At 41.2% G+C, this 18,977-nt stretch carries 18 protein-coding genes; 10 read left to right on the forward strand and 8 right to left on the reverse strand.

What is annotated here, in order from left to right:
- Positions 1-69: 69 nt before the first annotated feature.
- The 6 genes from glpK to galE all read right to left on the reverse strand — a co-directional run bounded on the left by glpK (position 70) and on the right by galE (position 7,370).
- Entirely contained in the window at positions 70-1,569 is a 1,500-nt protein-coding gene (gene glpK, locus H5118_RS12875) for a glycerol kinase GlpK (protein WP_033013631.1), read from the reverse strand.
- Positions 1,570-1,776: 207 nt separating this feature from the next.
- Positions 1,777-3,099 (reverse strand): dienelactone hydrolase family protein, encoded by a 1,323-nt coding sequence (locus H5118_RS12880; protein WP_182749049.1) that lies wholly within the window; start codon positions 3,097-3,099, stop codon positions 1,777-1,779.
- A gap of 29 nt (positions 3,100-3,128) precedes the next feature.
- The gene (locus H5118_RS12885) at positions 3,129-4,133 is read right to left on the reverse strand and encodes a Gfo/Idh/MocA family protein (protein WP_182749050.1); all 1,005 of its coding nucleotides are present in this window, start codon (positions 4,131-4,133) and stop codon (positions 3,129-3,131) included.
- A gap of 19 nt (positions 4,134-4,152) precedes the next feature.
- The gene (gene galK, locus H5118_RS12890; protein ID WP_024606495.1) at positions 4,153-5,301 is read right to left on the reverse strand and encodes a galactokinase; all 1,149 of its coding nucleotides are present in this window, start codon (positions 5,299-5,301) and stop codon (positions 4,153-4,155) included.
- On the reverse strand, positions 5,291-6,355 hold the full coding sequence (locus H5118_RS12895) for a UDP-glucose--hexose-1-phosphate uridylyltransferase (protein WP_182720190.1): 1,065 nt from the start codon (positions 6,353-6,355) through the stop codon (positions 5,291-5,293). Before H5118_RS12895 ends, galK begins: the two co-directional genes overlap by 11 nt.
- A gap of 1 nt (position 6,356) precedes the next feature.
- Positions 6,357-7,370 (reverse strand): UDP-glucose 4-epimerase GalE, encoded by a 1,014-nt coding sequence (galE, locus tag H5118_RS12900; protein WP_182749052.1) that lies wholly within the window; start codon positions 7,368-7,370, stop codon positions 6,357-6,359.
- A gap of 267 nt (positions 7,371-7,637) precedes the next feature.
- On the opposite strand from galE, the gene H5118_RS12905 reads away from it, so the two are divergent.
- A complete protein-coding gene (locus H5118_RS12905) occupies positions 7,638-8,468 on the forward strand; it encodes an SDR family NAD(P)-dependent oxidoreductase (RefSeq protein ID WP_182749053.1) in 831 nt (276 codons plus the stop codon).
- A 35-nt stretch (positions 8,469-8,503) separates the two neighbouring features.
- The gene (locus H5118_RS12910) at positions 8,504-8,824 is read left to right on the forward strand and encodes an antibiotic biosynthesis monooxygenase (RefSeq protein WP_310736101.1); all 321 of its coding nucleotides are present in this window, start codon (positions 8,504-8,506) and stop codon (positions 8,822-8,824) included.
- Between the two features lie 62 nt (positions 8,825-8,886).
- On the opposite strand, the gene H5118_RS12915 is transcribed toward H5118_RS12910, so the two are convergent.
- Complete coding sequence (locus H5118_RS12915; protein ID WP_002958856.1) at positions 8,887-9,129, reverse strand: YdcH family protein; 243 nt, start codon at positions 9,127-9,129, stop codon at positions 8,887-8,889.
- Between the two features lie 549 nt (positions 9,130-9,678).
- Here H5118_RS12915 and H5118_RS12920 point away from each other — a divergent pair.
- From H5118_RS12920 to speD, 8 genes are all read left to right on the forward strand, one after another.
- Positions 9,679-10,260 (forward strand): aminodeoxychorismate/anthranilate synthase component II, encoded by a 582-nt coding sequence (locus tag H5118_RS12920; RefSeq protein ID WP_024596662.1) that lies wholly within the window; start codon positions 9,679-9,681, stop codon positions 10,258-10,260.
- A 43-nt stretch (positions 10,261-10,303) separates the two neighbouring features.
- A complete protein-coding gene (locus tag H5118_RS12925; RefSeq protein ID WP_024596661.1) occupies positions 10,304-11,464 on the forward strand; it encodes an HDOD domain-containing protein in 1,161 nt (386 codons plus the stop codon).
- A gap of 379 nt (positions 11,465-11,843) precedes the next feature.
- Positions 11,844-13,049, forward strand: a complete 1,206-nt coding sequence (locus tag H5118_RS12930) for an aspartate aminotransferase family protein (RefSeq protein ID WP_154903751.1) — start codon at positions 11,844-11,846, stop codon at positions 13,047-13,049.
- A gap of 85 nt (positions 13,050-13,134) precedes the next feature.
- Entirely contained in the window at positions 13,135-14,151 is a 1,017-nt protein-coding gene (gene astA, locus H5118_RS12935) for an arginine N-succinyltransferase (RefSeq protein ID WP_002958860.1), read from the forward strand.
- A gap of 15 nt (positions 14,152-14,166) precedes the next feature.
- A complete protein-coding gene (gene astD, locus H5118_RS12940) occupies positions 14,167-15,636 on the forward strand; it encodes a succinylglutamate-semialdehyde dehydrogenase (protein WP_182693187.1) in 1,470 nt (489 codons plus the stop codon).
- 132 nt (positions 15,637-15,768) lie between these two features.
- Positions 15,769-16,116, forward strand: coding sequence for a DUF3802 family protein (locus tag H5118_RS12945; RefSeq protein WP_002958862.1), 348 nt, complete (start codon positions 15,769-15,771; stop codon positions 16,114-16,116).
- A gap of 86 nt (positions 16,117-16,202) precedes the next feature.
- Positions 16,203-16,616, forward strand: a complete 414-nt coding sequence (locus H5118_RS12950) for an OsmC family protein (protein WP_002958863.1) — start codon at positions 16,203-16,205, stop codon at positions 16,614-16,616.
- 88 nt (positions 16,617-16,704) lie between these two features.
- On the forward strand, positions 16,705-17,517 hold the full coding sequence (speD, locus tag H5118_RS12955; RefSeq protein WP_024597058.1) for an adenosylmethionine decarboxylase: 813 nt from the start codon (positions 16,705-16,707) through the stop codon (positions 17,515-17,517).
- A 50-nt stretch (positions 17,518-17,567) separates the two neighbouring features.
- On the opposite strand, the gene H5118_RS12960 is transcribed toward speD, so the two are convergent.
- The gene (locus H5118_RS12960) at positions 17,568-18,911 is read right to left on the reverse strand and encodes a M24 family metallopeptidase (protein WP_182749055.1); all 1,344 of its coding nucleotides are present in this window, start codon (positions 18,909-18,911) and stop codon (positions 17,568-17,570) included.
- Positions 18,912-18,977: the final 66 nt, after the last annotated feature.

The raw sequence follows: 18,977 nt of genomic DNA on the forward strand, positions 1-18,977 counted from the left end.
TTTAAATCTAGCATTTAGCTAAGTTAAAAAAGCAAAGTGGCTAAAGTACTGGCCTTAACCACTTAGTATTTACTGCGGGCAGTTTTTATTCGTTAAGCACACTTGAGCTACGCAGTGCTGCCATTTTGCGTATAGATCGTTACGCTCGTCGGCACTCATGGTGGGCTCAAAGCGACGGTCGCATGTCCACATTTTAGATAACTGTTCAGTTGACTCGTACACACCTGCTTGCAAGCCTGCTAAATAAGCGACCCCTAAAGAGGTGGTTTCGGTCACTGTTGGTCGCTCAACTGTTGCACCTAAAATATTTGATAAAAAGGTCATAACCCAATTATTTTTTACCATACCGCCATCTACACGAAGCACACTTGGGCGAAGGCCATCACGCTCCATCGCTTTTTGTAAATCTTTGGTCTGGTAGCCAACTGATTGCAGCGCTGCAGCAACAATAGTGCTAATACCAGAGTCGCGTGTTAGCCCTAAAATAGCGCCACGTGCATTAGGGTCCCAATAAGGAGCGCCTAAACCAGTAAACGAAGGCACTAAAAATACACCATGATCGAGCGGTACATCTTTAACCATCGACTCACTTTCGCCAGCATGGCTAAGTAGTTTTAAGCCTTCAACAATCCACTGCATAGTTGCGCCAGCCATAAATATACTGCCTTCAATGGCGTAAGTTGGCTTGCCGTTTAATCTATAAGCAACAGTGGTCAGTAAGCGGTTTTCTGAGGTCAGTGCTTTTTCGCCAGTGTTAAGCATTAAAAAACAGCCAGTACCGTAAGTACTTTTAGCCATGCCTTGTTCAAAACATGCGTGTCCTACAAGCGCAGCTTGTTGATCGCCTGCAATACCACAAACACGAATTGGCGCGCCAAAAATGTCAGCGCTGGTTGAACCAAACTCGTCAGCTGAATCCATTACTTCTGGCAGCATAGATTCTGGAATATCGAATAACTCTAAAAGCTCTTGATCCCACTGCTGGGTATGAATATTAAATAACATGGTGCGCGATGCATTGGTTGCATCGGTTCGGTGCTCTTTACCGCCAGTTAGCTGCCAAAGTAGGTAAGTGTCAACCGTACCGAAGGCGAGTTCGCCTGCAAGGGCTTGTTCGCGTGCGCCTTCAACGTTATCTAAAATCCAACGAACTTTAGTGGCCGAAAAATAAGGGTCGAGTAATAAGCCTGTTTTATCGCTTATTGTTTGGCAAAGCTCATCAGTTGTTAGGCTTTCGCAATAGTCACTGGTGCGACGGTCTTGCCATACAATAGCGTTATAAATTGTTTTGCCTGTTTTTTTGTTCCATACCAAAGTGGTTTCGCGCTGATTGGTGATACCAATGGCAATAATTTCTTCAGGCTTTACATCGTTTTTAGTTAACACTTCGCGACTAGTGCTAAGCACTGTTTGCCAAATATCGTTAGGGTCGTGTTCTACCCAACCATTTTGTGGAAAATGCTGCGAAAATTCTTGTTGTGCTGTACCAAAAACGTCTGCATCTTTTGTAAACAAGATGGCCCGAGAGCTTGTGGTTCCTTGATCAATTGAGAGTATGTATTTGGACATGATATTTGTGTTATTTATCTTATCTTATATATGACTAGATTGCCTTTAACCGAAGTTAATGGCAATGGTTTTTTCTTAAAATAGCAGATTAAAAAATAAACACGCTGATATTTGCTGGTAACTCTTTTATATAAAAGGCGTTTTATTTTTGCATTATTTTAAGGGCGTATGCGGCTATTGATTAAAATAACCGCTTAAAGCTTATTATTACTTGGTGTGAGGTTTAGCTTGTTGCCAATCCATCCCGGTAGAAAAGCGATTATCAAACCCGCGCCACTGTGGCAGCGGCTTACCATCAACAACAGCTTGGTCGCCGTTTTGTGGTAAATCTAAGTATTTACACTCGCTGGCTATGCCTTTTACGTGGCAATCCATCATGGCAAGTACAAAGTGTTTGTTGGTCTCGTTTAGTGTGCGCATAGACCACGAAGGCTCGTAGTAATGGCCTATATCTAGCTCACTGCTGCTTTGTGCAATAGCAGGGGCTGGGTGTGGTGCAATATTATGGCGTGCATTTTTGTAAGTAAGCATGTACTTATATTTGCTGCCTGTTTGTTCATAAAGACTTTTAATGCCTTCATAGCCTGAAATGTCATCTAAGTCACCAGCTACATAAAGCGAAGGTACTTTAATATTTTCCATTGCTTTGGCATCAAATATAGCGTGCTGTCCGCCCCACGGTGCAAAGGCCACCATCGCTTTTATACGAGGGTCTATTTTTGGGTTTTGGTATTGTCCACCAGCGCAGCTGTTTAGTAATTGCTGTACTTTTTTAATTTGAGCTGGGTCTTTCATACCCGTAAACATAGCCGTAGTTTGCTCATTAAAAGCGTAACAACCACCTATCGTATTTACCGCGCCATAGCCACCCATTGAGTAACCAATTACACCTGCGCTTTTGTTATCTATCTGCTTGCTGGCAAAGTTGTTTTGCTCATTAAAGTAATTAATTACAAACTGCTGATCGCGTGAGCGATTTATAAGCGTGCTAAAAAAGCCAGAAAACGGTGCGTTTTCAAAATCAACATCGGCATTGGTTGAGTCAGTATGGTCAATAGCTACCACAATGTAACCGTGCGACGCTAAATGCTCGCCAAGGTAGTACATAATTGTACGGTAACCGGTATAACCGTGCGAAAGCACTATCACAGGGTAGTGCTCTTTATTATTAATGGCGACATCACGCATTGCATCGGCTTGCAAAGTAAACTCTTTACCTGAGCGAGTTTCATCTGTGTAGCTGCTAAGTGGCGCTTTTGCTGTATTTGCAGCCGGATACCACACCTCTACTTTTAAAGGACGATCTTTTTGACCTTGTGTAGCGGGGTCAAATTGCGCAGGGTTAACTAAATCAAGTGTTTGCACACCTATATTGTAGCTACCTTTAGCTGCAAGCTCTGGCAGTACTTCGCTAGTGAGTGGCGGGTATAGCTGCTCTGGTTTATTAGATTCAGCAACAGCTACACTGGCAGATAAACTGCACGTTGCAAGTAATATGGCTTTTGAAAGCGCCTTGAGTGTGTGTGTCATTGTGTGTCCTTGTTGTGTATTTTTATTTTTTAATTAGTCAGTTCAGCCGACTCGACGACATTGCTATATTGCAACTGCCACTGTGCTCGCAAGGTATCCATTATGTTCATAACTCGTAAGCTAGTACTGAGGGGCAACACGCTGCTTTGAGTTTGTTTTTGTAATATACACTGCGTGACATGTGCAATTTCAAACTTAAAGTTTTCATCGTCGCTAAAGTCGTATTCAAGGTACTGAGGGTCTTGGTCTTTTATGTGTAGCTCTAGCGTTTGTGCACCTACAAACTGAGGTATTCGAATATAGCCAAGCTCACCATTAATACATGCTTCTGTGGGGCCACTTTGTTGTAATGCGCTGGCAAGAGATGCAAATTGCCCGTTACCGTAATCAACTATAGCAGTGCTTCGCTCATCAACGCCGGTTGTGCTTTTATGTACAAAGGAGTTGATGTGTTCAGGGGCTTTATTAAATACCACATCAGCAATCGAAATAGGATAAATACCTAAATCGAGCAGGGCGCCACCCGCTGTTACAGGGTTCATTAATCGGTGAGTGTCGGCAAAGCTGCCAGGTAAACTAAAGTTGGCATTAACACTGTGCACATTACCAATAACACCTTCACTTAGGAGCTGTTGTAATTTTACTATGGCTGGTAAAAACCGCATCCAAACGCCTTCCATTAAAAAGCAGTTTTGTTGCTTGGCAAGCTCAGTGAGACTTTGCAACTGCTTAGCATTAACGGTGATTGGTTTTTCGCTTAGCACGTGCTTATTGTGTTTTAAGCATTGGGCTATCGTTTTAAAGTGTTGATCGTGGGTATTGGCAATATAAATAGCATCTATATTTGGGCATTGCACAAGAGCTTGATAGCTTTCATAGCCTTGAATATTGTACGGTGTGGCAAATTCTTTAGCGCGCTGTATACTCGTTGATGCCGCGCCAATAAGCTGTGCGTCACTGCAATGCGCAATGCTTGTAGCAAAGGTGTGAGCTATATTGCCACACCCAATAATTCCCCAATTAACCTTTGCCATGCTTATTCCTTAAGTTTATTTAAAAAGACGTAATTTGTAATCCTGAACCCGCTGAACATACGTAAATATCAGCATTTAAATTAAAGCGTTCAAAGTAATGCTTTTCTACCGCTGCTTTAATTAGTGGTACTTCCGCATCACGACATAAACATACAATTGCGCCACCAAAACCACCCCCTGTCATACGAACTGCGCCACGCTCGCCCATCGCTTCTTTACAAATTTCTACTAAGCCATCGGTTGCAGGTACGGTTACTTCAAAGTCGTGTTTAAGTGATTGATGCGATGCTGCCATTAGCGTGCGAAGTGCATCCATATCGTTATTTTGTAGTGCAGTAGTTGCTGCAATTACACGGTCGTTTTCGCTAATTACGTGGTGTGCACGTTTATATTCGTTTTCGCTTAATGTCGCTTTTACTGCTTGCAGGCCAGCCATGGTGGCTTGGCGAAGTGTTTCTACACCCATTTTTACAGCAGCTTGTTCGCAGTCAATACGGCGCTGGTTGTATTCGCTATCAACCAACTTACGCGGGTAGTTTGAATTAACAATAACAATATTTAAATCATCAGGAACTTTAACTGATTTGGTTGCGAGGTTTTCACAGTCGATTAATAGTGCATGACCATTCTCGCCTTTAGCTGAAATAAGCTGATCCATAATGCCGCATTGGCAATGCATAAAGTCGTTTTCGGCTTCTTGACCAAATAGCGCAATTTGCTCTGGCGGTAAACCAAGCTGTGCAATATGGTTAAACATACCGCCTACAGCAACTTCTAGTGCGGCCGATGACGACAAGCCACTACCTTGCGGTAAGTTGCTGTCAATAAGTAGGTCGGCGCCACGCAGTGTGTAGCCCGCTCTTTTAAGAACATAAGTAACAGCACGAATGTAGTTACCCCATTGCGACTGGCCTTCAGTGATTTCTTCATCAACACTAAAGCTGTCTTTTTCGCCTGGGTAATTTAAAGAATGCACAGTAATAATATTGTCGTCGCGCTCTTTAAACATCACTTGGGTACGAAACTCTAACGAACAGGGTAAAACAAAACCGTCGTTGTAGTCGGTAAATTCGCCAATAAGGTTTACACGCCCCGGTGCTGCTGCAATACCTTGAGCAGGCGCGCCATACAGTGACAAAAATTGTTGTTGGAATTCGTTAAGCTTCATCTGTGTGTCCTGCTGTATCTTTATAGTGTGTTGTACTGGCTGCTTTTAAAATAGAAGCAGCGGTTTCTGCGCTTAAATCGCGCTGGCTTTCGCCTAGCATTTCGTAGCCTACCATGTGTTTTTTAACAGTAGCAGAGCGAAGTAGCGGCGGATAAAAATGGGCATGCAAACGCCAATGTTGCTCATCAGAGCCTCTGTTAGCCGGTGCATTGTGCCACCCCATTGAGTATGGGAAGCTGCAATTAAATACGTTGTCGTACTTAGTGGTTAATACTTTAAGTGCCTGAGCCAAAGAGTCTGTTTGCGCATCGTTTAGCTGGCTAAAGTTTTGAATGTTATCTTTAGTTACTAGCATTGTTTCAAACGGCCATGCTGCCCAAAATGGCACAACAACAAGCCAATGTTCGTTTTCAAATACAACACGTGTTTGATCTGCTTGCTCTTTTTGCGCGTAATCGGCAAGCATAGCTGTGCCATGCTTTTTATAATAGGCGAGCTGCTGGGTATCTTCGGCTTCTATTTCGGTTGATAAATGCGAGTGAGCCCAAACTTGGCCGTGAGGATGAGGTTGCGAACAACCCATGATCTCGCCTTTATTTTCAAAAACTTGTACGCATTCGTACTGCTGTGCAAGCTCTGTGTAATTTTGTTTCCAGGTTTTCACTACTTCGTGCAATGCGTTTTGGCTAAGCTCTGGTAGTGTTTTATTATGCTCTGGAGAAAAACAAATTACGCGGCATTCGCCACTGGCTTCGTCGGCAATAAATAAATCACTGTCTGACTCTAAGCTTTGTAATTGCTCGCTGGCATTAGGTGTTAATGCGCCAAAGTCATTTCTAAATACGTGTGTGTATTTATAATCAGGGTTACTGTCGCCATTTGCACGGGTATTACTTGGGCAAAGTGGGCAGTTTTCATCGTGTTTTGGTAATACGTTTTCGTTAACGGCTTCTGTTGCGCCTAACCATGGACGGTTATTACGATGTGGTGACACTAATACCCAACGACCCGTTAGCGGATTTTTACGTCTGTGAGTACTTTCTAATAAAGCCATGTTAACTCTCCAACCCACTTGGGTAATTAGTTTGCCAGCGCCATGTGTCGTTTGTCATGTCGCTAAGTGTTAGTTCTGCGTACCAGTTAAGTGTGTTTTGCGCTTTTGTAGCATCGGCGTAGTTACAGGCAATATCACCTGCTCGGCGCGGTGCAATCTTATACGGAATATCTTTATTGGCTGATGCGCTAAATGCGTTGATCATATCAAGCACAGAATAACCTTGCCCTGTGCCTAAGTTGTAAGCATGAAATGCGGTATCTGTTTTATGCTGCATAAATGCCGCAACATGACCTTTAGCTAAATCTAAAACATGAATATAGTCGCGCACACCTGTGCCATCTTCGGTGTCGTAGTCGTCACCAAAAATATTAACCACGTCACGTTTACCTACTGCAGTTTGGGCAATAAATGGCATTAAGTTATTAGGAATACCATTAGGACTTTCACCTAATAAACCACTTGGGTGTGCACCTACTGGGTTAAAGTAACGAAGCGCAATACCCATAAATTGACTGTTGGCATTACATACGTCTTGCATGGCTTGTTCAACCATGACTTTAGTCCAACCATAAGGGTTCGTTGCGCGTATAGGGTGCTTTTCGTCAATAGGGAGGTAGTCTGGCTCGCCGTATACTGTAGCCGATGAGCTAAATATAATATGGTTAACGCCTTCATCTTGCATGTTTTGTAGCATGCTTAATGTGCCCGACACGTTATTTTGATAATAACGCAGCGGTTGCTCGGTAGATTCGCCAACGGCTTTTAAAGCTGCAAAGTGAAAAACAGCTTCGGCTTTAGTGTGTTTTAGAGCGAGCTTAAACTGTTGCTCGTCTTGAATGTCGCCCAAAATAAACTCAAACCGAGTACCCGTAATCTTTTCGAGTTGGTCAAGTACCCGCGCACTTGCATTAGACAAGTCATCATAAATAACAGGCGTAATACCTGCTTCATGCAATGCAATACATGTGTGGCTACCTATGTAACCCATGCCGCCAGTAACTAAAACTTTCATGTTATTTCTCGAAAAGTGTATTTATATGATAAATACTACTATTAAGGTGGTTTAAAAACAATAGTTATGATTGCTGAGTAATTCAAATAAAAGCATAAAAAATATTCAGCTTAAACACTCATCTGCCTTTTAAAGGAATACTTTTATATTAACTAACATAGGCTTAGCTTTATCAATTAATTCTATAAACTGATTCAACTATTGGCCTAATTATCAGCAGTAAGTCGGGGTGCTAATATAGCGAAAATAAAGTAAGGAGAGATCAACATGAACAAAACAATTTTACTTACCGGCGCAACCGATGGCATTGGGCTAGAAACTGCAAATATGTTATTAGCACAAGGTCACACCGTATTATTACATGGCCGCAGCCAAGCAAAGCTCAATGCGCTGCAAGCAGCTTTAACCGAGCAATACCCAAATGCAAGTACACATACTTATATTGCTGATTTAAGCGATATGAGCCAAGTTCAAACTTTGGCAAAAAATGTATTAGCCGATATGGCCGAAAATAATAACCAGCTCGACGTACTTATTAATAATGCAGGCGTTTATCAATTAGTTGATGCTACAACAATTGACGGCCTTGATGCTCGCTTTGTTGTAAACACGATTGCGCCATATCTTCTTACAAAACTATTATTACCTGTCCTTGGTCATGATTCGCGAGTGGTTAATGTGTCATCAGCTGCGCAATCAAGCGTTAACTTAAATGCACTTATAGGTAACACTGAACTTTCTGATAGTGCGGCTTATGCACAAAGTAAATTGGCTATTACTATGTGGTCACGTCATTTAGGGCTTGAGCTTAAAGATATTGGGCCATTAGTTGTATCGGTAAACCCTAAATCGTTACTGGGAAGCAAAATGGTAAAAGACGCTTACGGTATAGATGGTGGGGATTTAAAAATTGGCGCAGATATTTTTTGTCGCGCAGCGCTTAGTGATGAATTTAAAGATGCCGCAGGCCTGTATTTTGATAACGATATAGGACGCTTTGCGCCTCCTCATGTTGATGCACTTAATAATGCTAAAAATCAACAACTCGTAGATACGTTAGACAGTATTTTAGCACAGCTTAAATTAGGTAAAGCATAATGAAAAAGCATGTTACCTGGACAGTACAAGGCTAAATTAAAGAAGGTAAATACGATGAGTTTTTACTGGTAATGGCACAATTAGTTACTTTGGCTAAAAGTGAAGCGGGCACTTTAATGTATGAGTGGACAGTAAGTGAAGACAAGCGCAATGTACATATTTACGAGCGTTACCAAGATGAAGATGCTGCTAAAGCGCATCTTGCTGGTTGGGGCGAAAGTGGCCCACTATTTTTAAGCGTAGTTGATATGGATAAAGTAATGGTATTTAGTCAATTATCAGAAGAGTTTGCACAAGCCTTTGCAGGCCCAAGCAGTGTATTTATGAAACCTGTGGGTGGCTTTGTAAAGTTTTAGAGAAAATACCCATTGTTGATCTAAAGAGCTCACCTCATCAGTGAGCTCTTTTTTTAGTGGCATTACTGCTCTTGCTGCAAGCGCTCGTATAGCCAATCTTTTAATTCTGTACGTTCGTGTTTTAATAGATGCATTTGTTCATCGCTTATGGGCGCATCTTTGAGCTCTAACACTCTAATCTCTTTATCTAGCTTGTCGTACTTATCTGCTTTTTTTGCAAATTCAGTATCGCTTTCATTTAACTCGGCAATGGTCTTTAAGTACTCTGGAAAGTCATTTGTTAATGAGTGGTCTTCGCCTAACATATTCGCTCCTTAGTAGGATATAAATGAGCTCACAAGTAAGTGAGTTGTATAAGTGAATTACTGCCTTTCATATAATACACTGGGGCTTACATAGATATAATTCAACCATCGAGCCGCTAATTTGATGTAGCCCAAGCAATCTGTTTATTTTGCTCAGTAAGGCATTTCACCAAAGTATCTAATAGTGCGATCAATAAATGCACGTACTTTAGAGGTCAATAATTTATTGTTGGGGTATACAGCCTACGTAGGTGTATTAACTAATCGTAAAAAGCTTAGGGTTCGATATTATTGCTCAAGGTGCAAGGAATCTCTGGCTAGAGAAAATAAATTTAAATATCATCATGATTCAATACGTTAGTAAATCTCTTAACCAGAGTTCAAGTTAGTAAACCAATACCCGCTAAAGGCTTTTAAGCATTTTAGCTAAAAGAGTTAATTTTTAACGCTTTTTGCTAATTTATGTTGGTTAATTAATAGTGGTAGAATGCAGCGCTTAGTACCACTTGTGTAAAGTAGTGGTCAATAATTTATAAGGTCTGTTGTGTAATGCTGTTGATGATCGACAACTACGATTCGTTTACTTACAACTTAGTGCAATATTTTCAGCGTTTAGATCAAGACGTTTTAGTAAAACGTAATGATGAGCTAAGTATTGCACAAATAAAACAGTTAAACCCGCAGCACATCGTGTTATCGCCAGGGCCATGCACCCCTAACGAAGCGGGTATTTCACTAAATGTTGTTGAGCAACTAAAAGGGCAATATCCTATTTTAGGGATTTGCTTGGGGCATCAAACTATCGCACAAGCTTTAGGTGGAGATGTAATTCGTGCTAAAAAAGTAATGCACGGTAAAACATCACCCATAGTTCATACTAATAAAGGGGTGTTTAAAGGCTTAGCTAATCCGTTAACGGTATGTCGTTATCATTCTTTAGTGGTTAAAGCGCAAACTCTGCCTAAAGAGCTTGAAGTAACCGCATGGACTCAAACTGAGCAAGGCGAGTTTGACGAAATTATGGGGTTGTTACACAATGAACTTGCTATCGAAGGTGTGCAGTTTCATCCCGAAGCTATTTTAACTGCTCAAGGCTTAGAACTGCTTGATAACTTTTTAACTCGCTTCTAATGTTATAATACACATAGCATTTTATACTTTATTAATGGATGTCATGACTGAACTTGTAGCCCAGCAGCGTACTGCCAAAATACTAAGCCAACGAGCTCATGACTTATTGCTTGGGCACAGCTTTGCGCATCAGCAAATTGGTTTCATTCATACATTAGATATAGATTACGGCGAACCCATGAAGCAGCGTACCTTGCTGCAGGTTGAAGTGGCCGCACAGAATAAACGCCAGCAAAGCAGTACTGCACATCATAAGTACCGCGCTCAAGCCAGTGAGCAACTGCACAAAACAATTGAAACAGCTATATATAAGCAGCTCGAAGATATAGATGGCGTAATTCATAGCACCATAGGTATTGAAGATGGTATTGCCAATATACTCGATATATTAGCGGTAAAGTCAGCGTCGGTAGGGCGTTTAGAGCCATTGGTTAATGATATAAGCTGGTTGGGTAGGGAGTTAGTAACGCTCGTTAATTTACCTTACTATCGTAATCAACGTAGTAAAAACACGTCTGTAAAAGTAGATAAGCCATCGCTCGCCCTTCGTTATATTGGCCTTGATAACTTACAGCTAGTTATTCCTACATTTGCTGCCCGCCATTGGATGCCACATAGCACCGAACCATTTTCGTTATTAAAACGCCGGCTACGCGACAGCGCGATGGCAAACGCGATTGCAGCGCAAAAAATTGCACAAATTAATAATGTAAATGACGTTCATGCATTTACCCTTGGTATGCTTTTAGATGTAGGGCGAATTGCATTAGTGCGCTTGTACTTAAAAACGTTTGAGCAAATATGGCAACGTAAAGTACAGCTAGCCCGAAATGAAAACCAAAAAGATTTACACACCGCTTTATTAGAGCTTCAGCCCGACCCGCTATTTTTAACCACTCTACTTAGCAATAAATCGATAGAAGTAAGCGCTAAGGTAATAGACAAAATGGCTTTTAAATATTTACCGTTTAAAGGGGTAATGCAGCAGCTAGTAAATGGGGTAGATAAGGTCGATACATTACTGCCATTAACAGAAGTAATGCTAAAGGCACGGTGCTATTCTCAATATCTTAATTTAAAAGAACATCAACTTATTGAACCTGATGAAGCTCTAAGCTGGTTTTCGCACTTTAAGTTCACTAAAACGGAACTAAAAACCCTCCAATCGAGTAATTTTACCAATTTAGCTATTCAAATTGACTAAAAATCTGAATTTTTTGTTAATTTTTTTGCGACTAACCATTCATTCTCATCTTATTGTTATATTACATATTTGCCGATTAAAGCGTGTGCGCCTCTGTACTCATGCGGTTAGTTGCCTAAAAATAAGCATAAATAGCTATGCAAATAGTTATTCACTATCTATGAAATAATATCTTTAGCCCTTTATTTTCAAGGGATACATGAAAGTTTTTAACGAGACAGATATCAGTAATTCTGAAATAATGTGCGTCTGAAAATTGAACCACAAAGCAATTTTGCGCAATTATCAGGTTACTGATCTTGCCTATAAAGTTGGTTACAAATATTAACCAAACACCTATTTTGATGTTTTGTGTTGCTCACAATTAAGAGGAAATAAAATGACAGTCAATCGCGAATTATTTGATCACGTAATGGTTCCTAACTACGCACCTTCAAGCGTAATTCCTGTTCGAGGCGAAGGCTCTCGCGTATGGGATCAACAAGGTCGAGAGTTTATCGACTTTGCTGGTGGTATTGCAGTTAACTGTCTTGGCCATTGCCACCCTGCATTAGTAGGCGCATTAAAAGAGCAAGGCGAAAAAATCTGGCATCTATCTAACGTAATGACCAATGAGCCGGCACTTCGCCTAGCTAAAAAAATGGTTGATGCGACATTTGCTGAAAAAGTTTACTTTGCCAACTCTGGCGCAGAAGCAAACGAAGCCGCGCTTAAATTAGCGCGTCGTTTTGCACTTGATAAGTTTGGCGCAGAAAAATCACAAATCATCGCGTTCAACAAAGGTTTCCACGGTCGTACATTCTTTACCGTAACTGTTGGCGGCCAAGCTGCATATTCAGATGGTTTTGGTCCTAAGCCTGGCGACATTGTACATTGTGATTACAATGACCTTGCTGCATTTGAAGCACTTATCAGCGATAAAACATGTGCCGTAATGATGGAACCTCTACAAGGTGAAGGCGGTATTGTTTCACCAACTGATGAGTTTGCTCAAGGCGTTCGCGATTTATGTACTAAACATAACGCACTGCTTATTTTTGATGAAGTTCAAACAGGTGTTGGTCGTACTGGCGATTTATACGCATACCAAGGCTTAAACGTAGTACCTGATATTTTAACTTCGGCTAAAGCACTTGGCGGCGGTTTTCCTATTGGCGCTATGATCACAACAACTGAAATTGCACAGCACCTTAAAGTAGGCACACATGGTTCTACTTATGGCGGTAACCCGCTTGCCTGTGCTGTTGCAGAAGCGGCATTTGATACAGTAAATACCCCAGACGTACTGGCTGGCGTAAAAGAAAAAGCAGCATTATTTAATGAACTACTTAGCGCGGTTAACGAAAAATACAACGTATTTAGCGAAATCCGTGGCCAAGGTTTATTAATTGGTGCAGTAGTGAACGAGCAATACAAAGGACGTGCAAAAGAGTTTTTAGTGGCAGGTACTGAGCAAGGCCTTATGTCACTAGTTGCCGGTGCAGACGTAGTACGTTTCACTCCATCTTTAGTAATTCCTGAAGCGGACATTCGCGAAGGTATGGCACGCTTTGAAAAAGCAGTAGCAAGCGTAGTAAACGCATAAGCGACTTAAGCCAACCAATTACGGGCAAGCACCGCTTGCCCTGCAATTCCTATTTACCGTTATTTATAAGGGAGCAAGCGGACTCATGATGATCCTTCGCCCAATCCAGCAAAATGATTACTCAGCATTACTGAAAATTGCCCACGAATCTGGGCATGGTTTTACGTCTTTGCCATTAAACGAAGAACTATTGCAAAAGAAAATAGACCATTCTGTAAGTTCATTTGCTAAGCAAACGTCACAACCCGGTGACGAAGGCTACCTGTTTGTTCTTGAAGATAGCGAAACCGGTGATGTTGTAGGTACGTCTGCAATTGAAGCTGCGGTAGGGCTTGATGATGCATTTTATCATTATCACTTAAGTAAAGTGATTCACTCTTCACGCACGTTAGACGTATACAAAGCGGTTGATATTTTAACGCTATGTAACGACTACACAGGCGCTACAGAGCTTTGCACATTGTTTTTAAAAGATGGCTATCGTAAAAATTGTAACGGTAAGCTACTTTCAAAAGCGCGCTTTATGTTTATAAAGCAGCATCAAGAGCGTTTTGCACAAACAGTGATTGCAGAAATGCGCGGTGTGTCTGACGAAAACGGCAGTAGCCCTTTTTGGCAGTGGCTTGAAGAGCACTTTTTCTCAATGGATTTTCCAACAGCCGACTACCTAACAGGTATTGGCCAAAAGGTTTTCATTGCTGAACTAATGCCTAAATACCCAATTTATGTAAATTTGCTAAGTAAAGATGCGCAAGCCGTAATAGGTAAAGTACACGACAACACACGCCCAGCAATCGAGTTATTAAAAAGCGAAGGTTTTACGTTTAATGGCTACGTAGACATTTTTGACGGCGGCCCAACGGTTGAAGCAAAAGTAGATAACATTGCGACGATTCGTAATGCAAATAACTTTAACGTTGAAATTGGCGAAATGACTGGCGACACCATGGTGTTACTAGCTAACGAAAAGCTTGAAGATTTTAGAGCAACCGTTGCACCAATGACATTTGACGAGCGCGCAAAAAGCCTTATTTTATCGCAAGAAGTAGCAGATGCATTGCATTTGCAAACTGGCGATATTGTTAGTGCAACCACGATTTAATTTAGGAGAAAGTATATGACTCATCCTGCACAATTTATTAATGGTCAATGGTCACAAGGCCAAGGCACAGAATTTAATTCAGTAAATCCTGCAAATAACGACGTTATTTGGCAGGCATCATCAGCAACTGCGGCGCAAGTAGACACCGCAGTAAATGCAGCGCGCGAAGCGTTTTATGCATGGGCTGATAAAAGCTTTACTGAGCGTTTAGAAATAATTAAAGCATTCGCAGCGCAATTAAAAGAAAACAGCGAAGAGCTCGCTATTACTATCGCACAAGAAACAGGTAAGCCACTGTGGGAAACTCGCACAGAAGCGGGTGCTATGGTTGGTAAAATTGCCATTTCTGAAAAAGCATTTTTAGAGCGCACTGGCGACGTAGAAAACGCAATGCCACTTGGCCGTGCAATGATCCGTCATAAGCCACATGGGGTTGTAGCCGTATTTGGTCCGTATAACTTTCCGGGTCACTTACCTAATGGCCACATTGTGCCAGCGCTTTTAGCCGGTAACACGGTTGTATTTAAACCGTCTGAACTGACTCCTAAAGTTGCCGAGCTTACGCTTAAACTGTGGGAAAAAGCAGGCTTACCAGCCGGTGTAATCAACCTTGTTCAAGGTGAAGTAGAAACGGGTAAAGCCCTTGCTGCTCACAAAGGGATTGATGGCTTGTTCTTTACGGGTTCTTCGCGTACTGGTCATATTTTACATGAACAGTTTGCGGGTCAACCGGGTAAAATTTTAGCGCTAGAAATGGGTGGTAATAATCCACTTATTATTACTGACGTTGAAGACACTAAAGCGGTTGTTCACGATATTATTCAATCAGCGTTTATCTCAAGCGGCCAGCGTTGCACATGTGCACGTAAACTGTTTTTACCTAAAGGTAGCAAAGGCGATGTAATTTTAGAGCGCCTTATCACTGCAACTAAAGCGATTAAAGTAGGTAACTACGATGATGCAGACCAGCCATTTATGGGCTCTATGATCTCATCAGCGGCAGCAGCGGGCATGGTTAAAGCGCAAAACGAGCTTGTTGAGCTTGGCGCTCAAGTATTAGTAGAGCTTGAGCACACAGCTAATACTGGCTTTGTAACACCAGGTATTATTGAGTGTACAAATATTAGTGACTTCCCAGATGAAGAGCATTTTGGACCACTTTTAAAAGTATTCCGCTTTGACGACTTTGACCAAGCCATTGATAAAGCAAACGATACAACCTTTGGTTTATCGGCTGGTTTATTAAGTGATAGTGCAGCAGATTACGACCATTTTTTACGTCGTATTCGCGCTGGTATTGTTAACTGGAACCGCCCAATTACTGGCGCATCAAGCGCAGCACCATTTGGTGGTATTGGCGCATCGGGCAATCACAGAGCTAGCGCGTATTATGCAGCTGATTACTGTGCATACCCAGTTGCTTCAGTAGAGCTTGAAAAAGTAGCGATGCCAGCAACACTAAGCCCAGGCTTAAAAATAGATTAAGTAGTAATACTACTTAATCATTATAAAAGCAGCTTCGGCTGCTTTTTTTGTATTGCTATCGTACAAGGCTAGTAATTATCGACTCTTTCTGCTTAAATCAGCATAATTAAATATATTTAGGTGGTTCGCATAATGGTTTTAGATAGGCAAGGGTACGATGATTTGATCATGTATCTAACTCAAAATTTAGCATTGTTTGAGAAGCCAGGCGAAATAAAACCAGGCGCTCCAACAGTAATGGAATTAATCGAAGACGTTATTGCACAAAATGTGATGCTTATTTGCGAGCAGCACACAGACCTCAACACAGAGCAGCGTAGTCAAATTGTACGTGAAGTTGATGGCATAGTTTACGATTTAGAAGAAGTCCTCAGCAGCATCACCTCACAGCCTGTCACGGTTGAACAGCATGCCTTTATAGATGAATTTGCAGGTTTAGTGAAAAACCTCTTTGATAGCGCTTTAGCACAACAATCTTAGTCATTTTATAGCCCTGCGTTGCATTTTCATTTGCAACTACGGCTAAGTTGCTTACAATCAAGAAAATATTTTTTTGAGATATAACAATGCAAGCAAATGTAAAATGGGTTGAAGGCGATACGTTTATTGGCCGTTCTAATTCTAACCACAATGTTGTGTTTGATGGCGGCAGCGATAGTGCAGCACCAAGCCCAATGGAAATGGTTTTAATGTCAGTTGGCTGTTGCTCATCAGTTGATGTGGTTAGTATTTTAAAAAAAGCTAAACAAGATTTTTCAGACGTGCAAGTGCAACTCAGTGCAGAACGCGCCGAAACAGCACCGCGCGTGTTTACCAAAATCAACTTACACTTTGTTGTTAAAGGCAATAATGTGTCTGAAAAGCACCTTGCACGTGCAGTTTCACTCTCTGCTGAAAAGTATTGCTCGGTTGCATTAATGCTTGATAAAACAGTAGAAATTACGCATAGCCACGAAGTTGTGCAAGATCAAGCAAAATAACGCTTTTTCCACGAGGAAAATTCGTATAAAATCCGCGAACTTTTCATTCTGCAGGTGCAGAACCCACTAATTTATAGGTTGGTTTATTATGAACAAACCCTTCGATAAACTTAAACTTCATGGCTTTAACAATTTAACCAAAAGTTTAAGCTTTAGTATTTATGATATTTGTTACGCAAAGACCGAGCAACAACGTAAAGAATATATTGAATATATCGATGAGCAGTACAGTGCAGATAGACTAACCGATATTTTAGGTGAAGTTGTTGATATTATTGGTGCTAACATTTTAAATGTAGCGCGCCAAGATTATGAACCGCAAGGTGCAAGTGTAACTATTTTGGTTTCAGAAGAACCAGTAGAAGAGCAGCAAAATTACGATGCTGACGAAGCACCAGGCCCATTACCTGATTCAGTTGTTGCACACCTAGATAAAAGCCATATTTGTGTACACACATACCCAGAAGCTCACCCTGATGATGGTATTTGTACATTCCGTGCTGATATTGAAGTATCTACCTGTGGCATTATTTCGCCACTTAAAGCGTTAAACTTCTTAATTCATAGCCTTGAGTCAGACGTAGTAACAATAGACTACCGCGTACGTGGTTTTACCCGCGACATAAACGGTGTTAAGCACTACATTGATCATGCTATTAGCTCGATTCAAAACTTCATGACAGAAGATACAAAAGAAGCGTACCAAATGATGGACGTAAACGTGTATCAAGAAAACCTGTTCCATACTAAAATGATGTTAAAAGAAACCGACTTAAATACCTATTTATTCGGCCTTTCTACTGATGAGTTATCGGACGAAGAAGAAGACGAGATCCGCTCTAAGCTGACTCGCGAAATGCAAGAAATATTCTATGGCCGTAACCTGCCAGATACAGAATAATAGCAACGAATTAAATTAAAAATGGCGCTCAGTGAGCGCCATTTTTTTCTTTATTTTATAAGCAATAATTGTGTTTGTCGGCCATTTAAATACCAGACACCGCTTTTATCAAAAATAGCATCTTCCTCTAGCATTATTCTTATTTCTTTATTCCACTGCTTTATAAACACCGCATTGTTAAGCTCAATTGAGTAAGCCGTATTTAAATGTAGCGGATAGTCCCCATCTCCCGGTACACCTTGCTGAGAATCCCACATACCTAATGTAGTACCAGCAGCATGACCATGATAGCCAAGAGGATGAGTATAAATAGTGGGTTTTAATCCCTGAGCAATAGCGGCTTTTCGTGCTGCAGCTAAAACTTCATTACCGGTTTTTCCTACCGCAAATTGATTGGTAAATATATCTTGGAGTTTATTACCGCTTTTTAGTGCTTCAACTAAGTAACTAGGCGCACTCGTTTCGTTTTCTTTGAGTACATACGCATGCTGCTGCGTGTCGGTATTTAAGCGTAAATAAGTAATCCCAAAATCGACATGAAGCAAGTCACCGGCTTGTATAACGTTATCATCGTAGCCATTGGTAAAGCTTTCTTCATGATTAAACGACTTCGTATCGGCGCGCTGAATAGCAACGCTTGGATGAAACCATGTTTGTAGTTTTAGCTCTTTTACACGCTCTCTAAACCACCATACCAAGTCATCGCTAGTTGTTTCACCAACCGTAATTGTTTTACCCGAAAACCCCTCTGCAATAATATGATGGGCAATAGCCACAATATGTTTATACATTTTAACTTCTTCAGGAATGCGTTGCTCTAACCAGGCAACAGCAAGCGGCTCTGCAGAAATTATTTTATTGTGATAAGTGGCGGGCAAGTTAGCCATTAAGGTTTTGTAATCGCCTAGCACAAGGCCATCGGCATGTGCCCAGTCGGTAGAAGTATTAAGCGCAATGTTGCGAGGTTTGTATTGCTCAATAAGCGTATTGAGTGCCTGCCACTGGCTAGGTTGTGTTTGCTTATCCCAGCCTTTTTTAAATACATTACCTATTTTATAAGGCGCAATAGCGTAAGCATCAACCCCACCTTGTTTATTAAGTGCAAATAGCAAAATAGTGGTGCGTCTGGCTGAAAGCCATGTTGCAGGCAGCATTGTTTTTAATATTGGATCTTCATTGTATTCGCGGCTTATAAGAAGCCACATATCAGTGTTGTGCTGCTTCATTAACGAGGGCATTAAGCTATTGATTCTCAGCTCAGTTATTTTATCTATAAACGCTGCGCGCTCTTTCATTGATAGAATCGTTGGAGGTTCTGAAGCTTGAACTAAAGGGCTTACAAATAGTTTTGCGAGCAAACATGCGCTTATTAGTAATAATTTATTGTATTGCATAGTTGGGCTATTTTTAGGCTAATTTGTACTTAACATGCCAGAACCCACACTATAAAAAAATAATTT

It is taken from the genome of Pseudoalteromonas sp. SR41-1, from assembly GCF_014164015.1.
In the GTDB taxonomy this organism is placed as follows: domain Bacteria; phylum Pseudomonadota; class Gammaproteobacteria; order Enterobacterales; family Alteromonadaceae; genus Pseudoalteromonas; species Pseudoalteromonas distincta.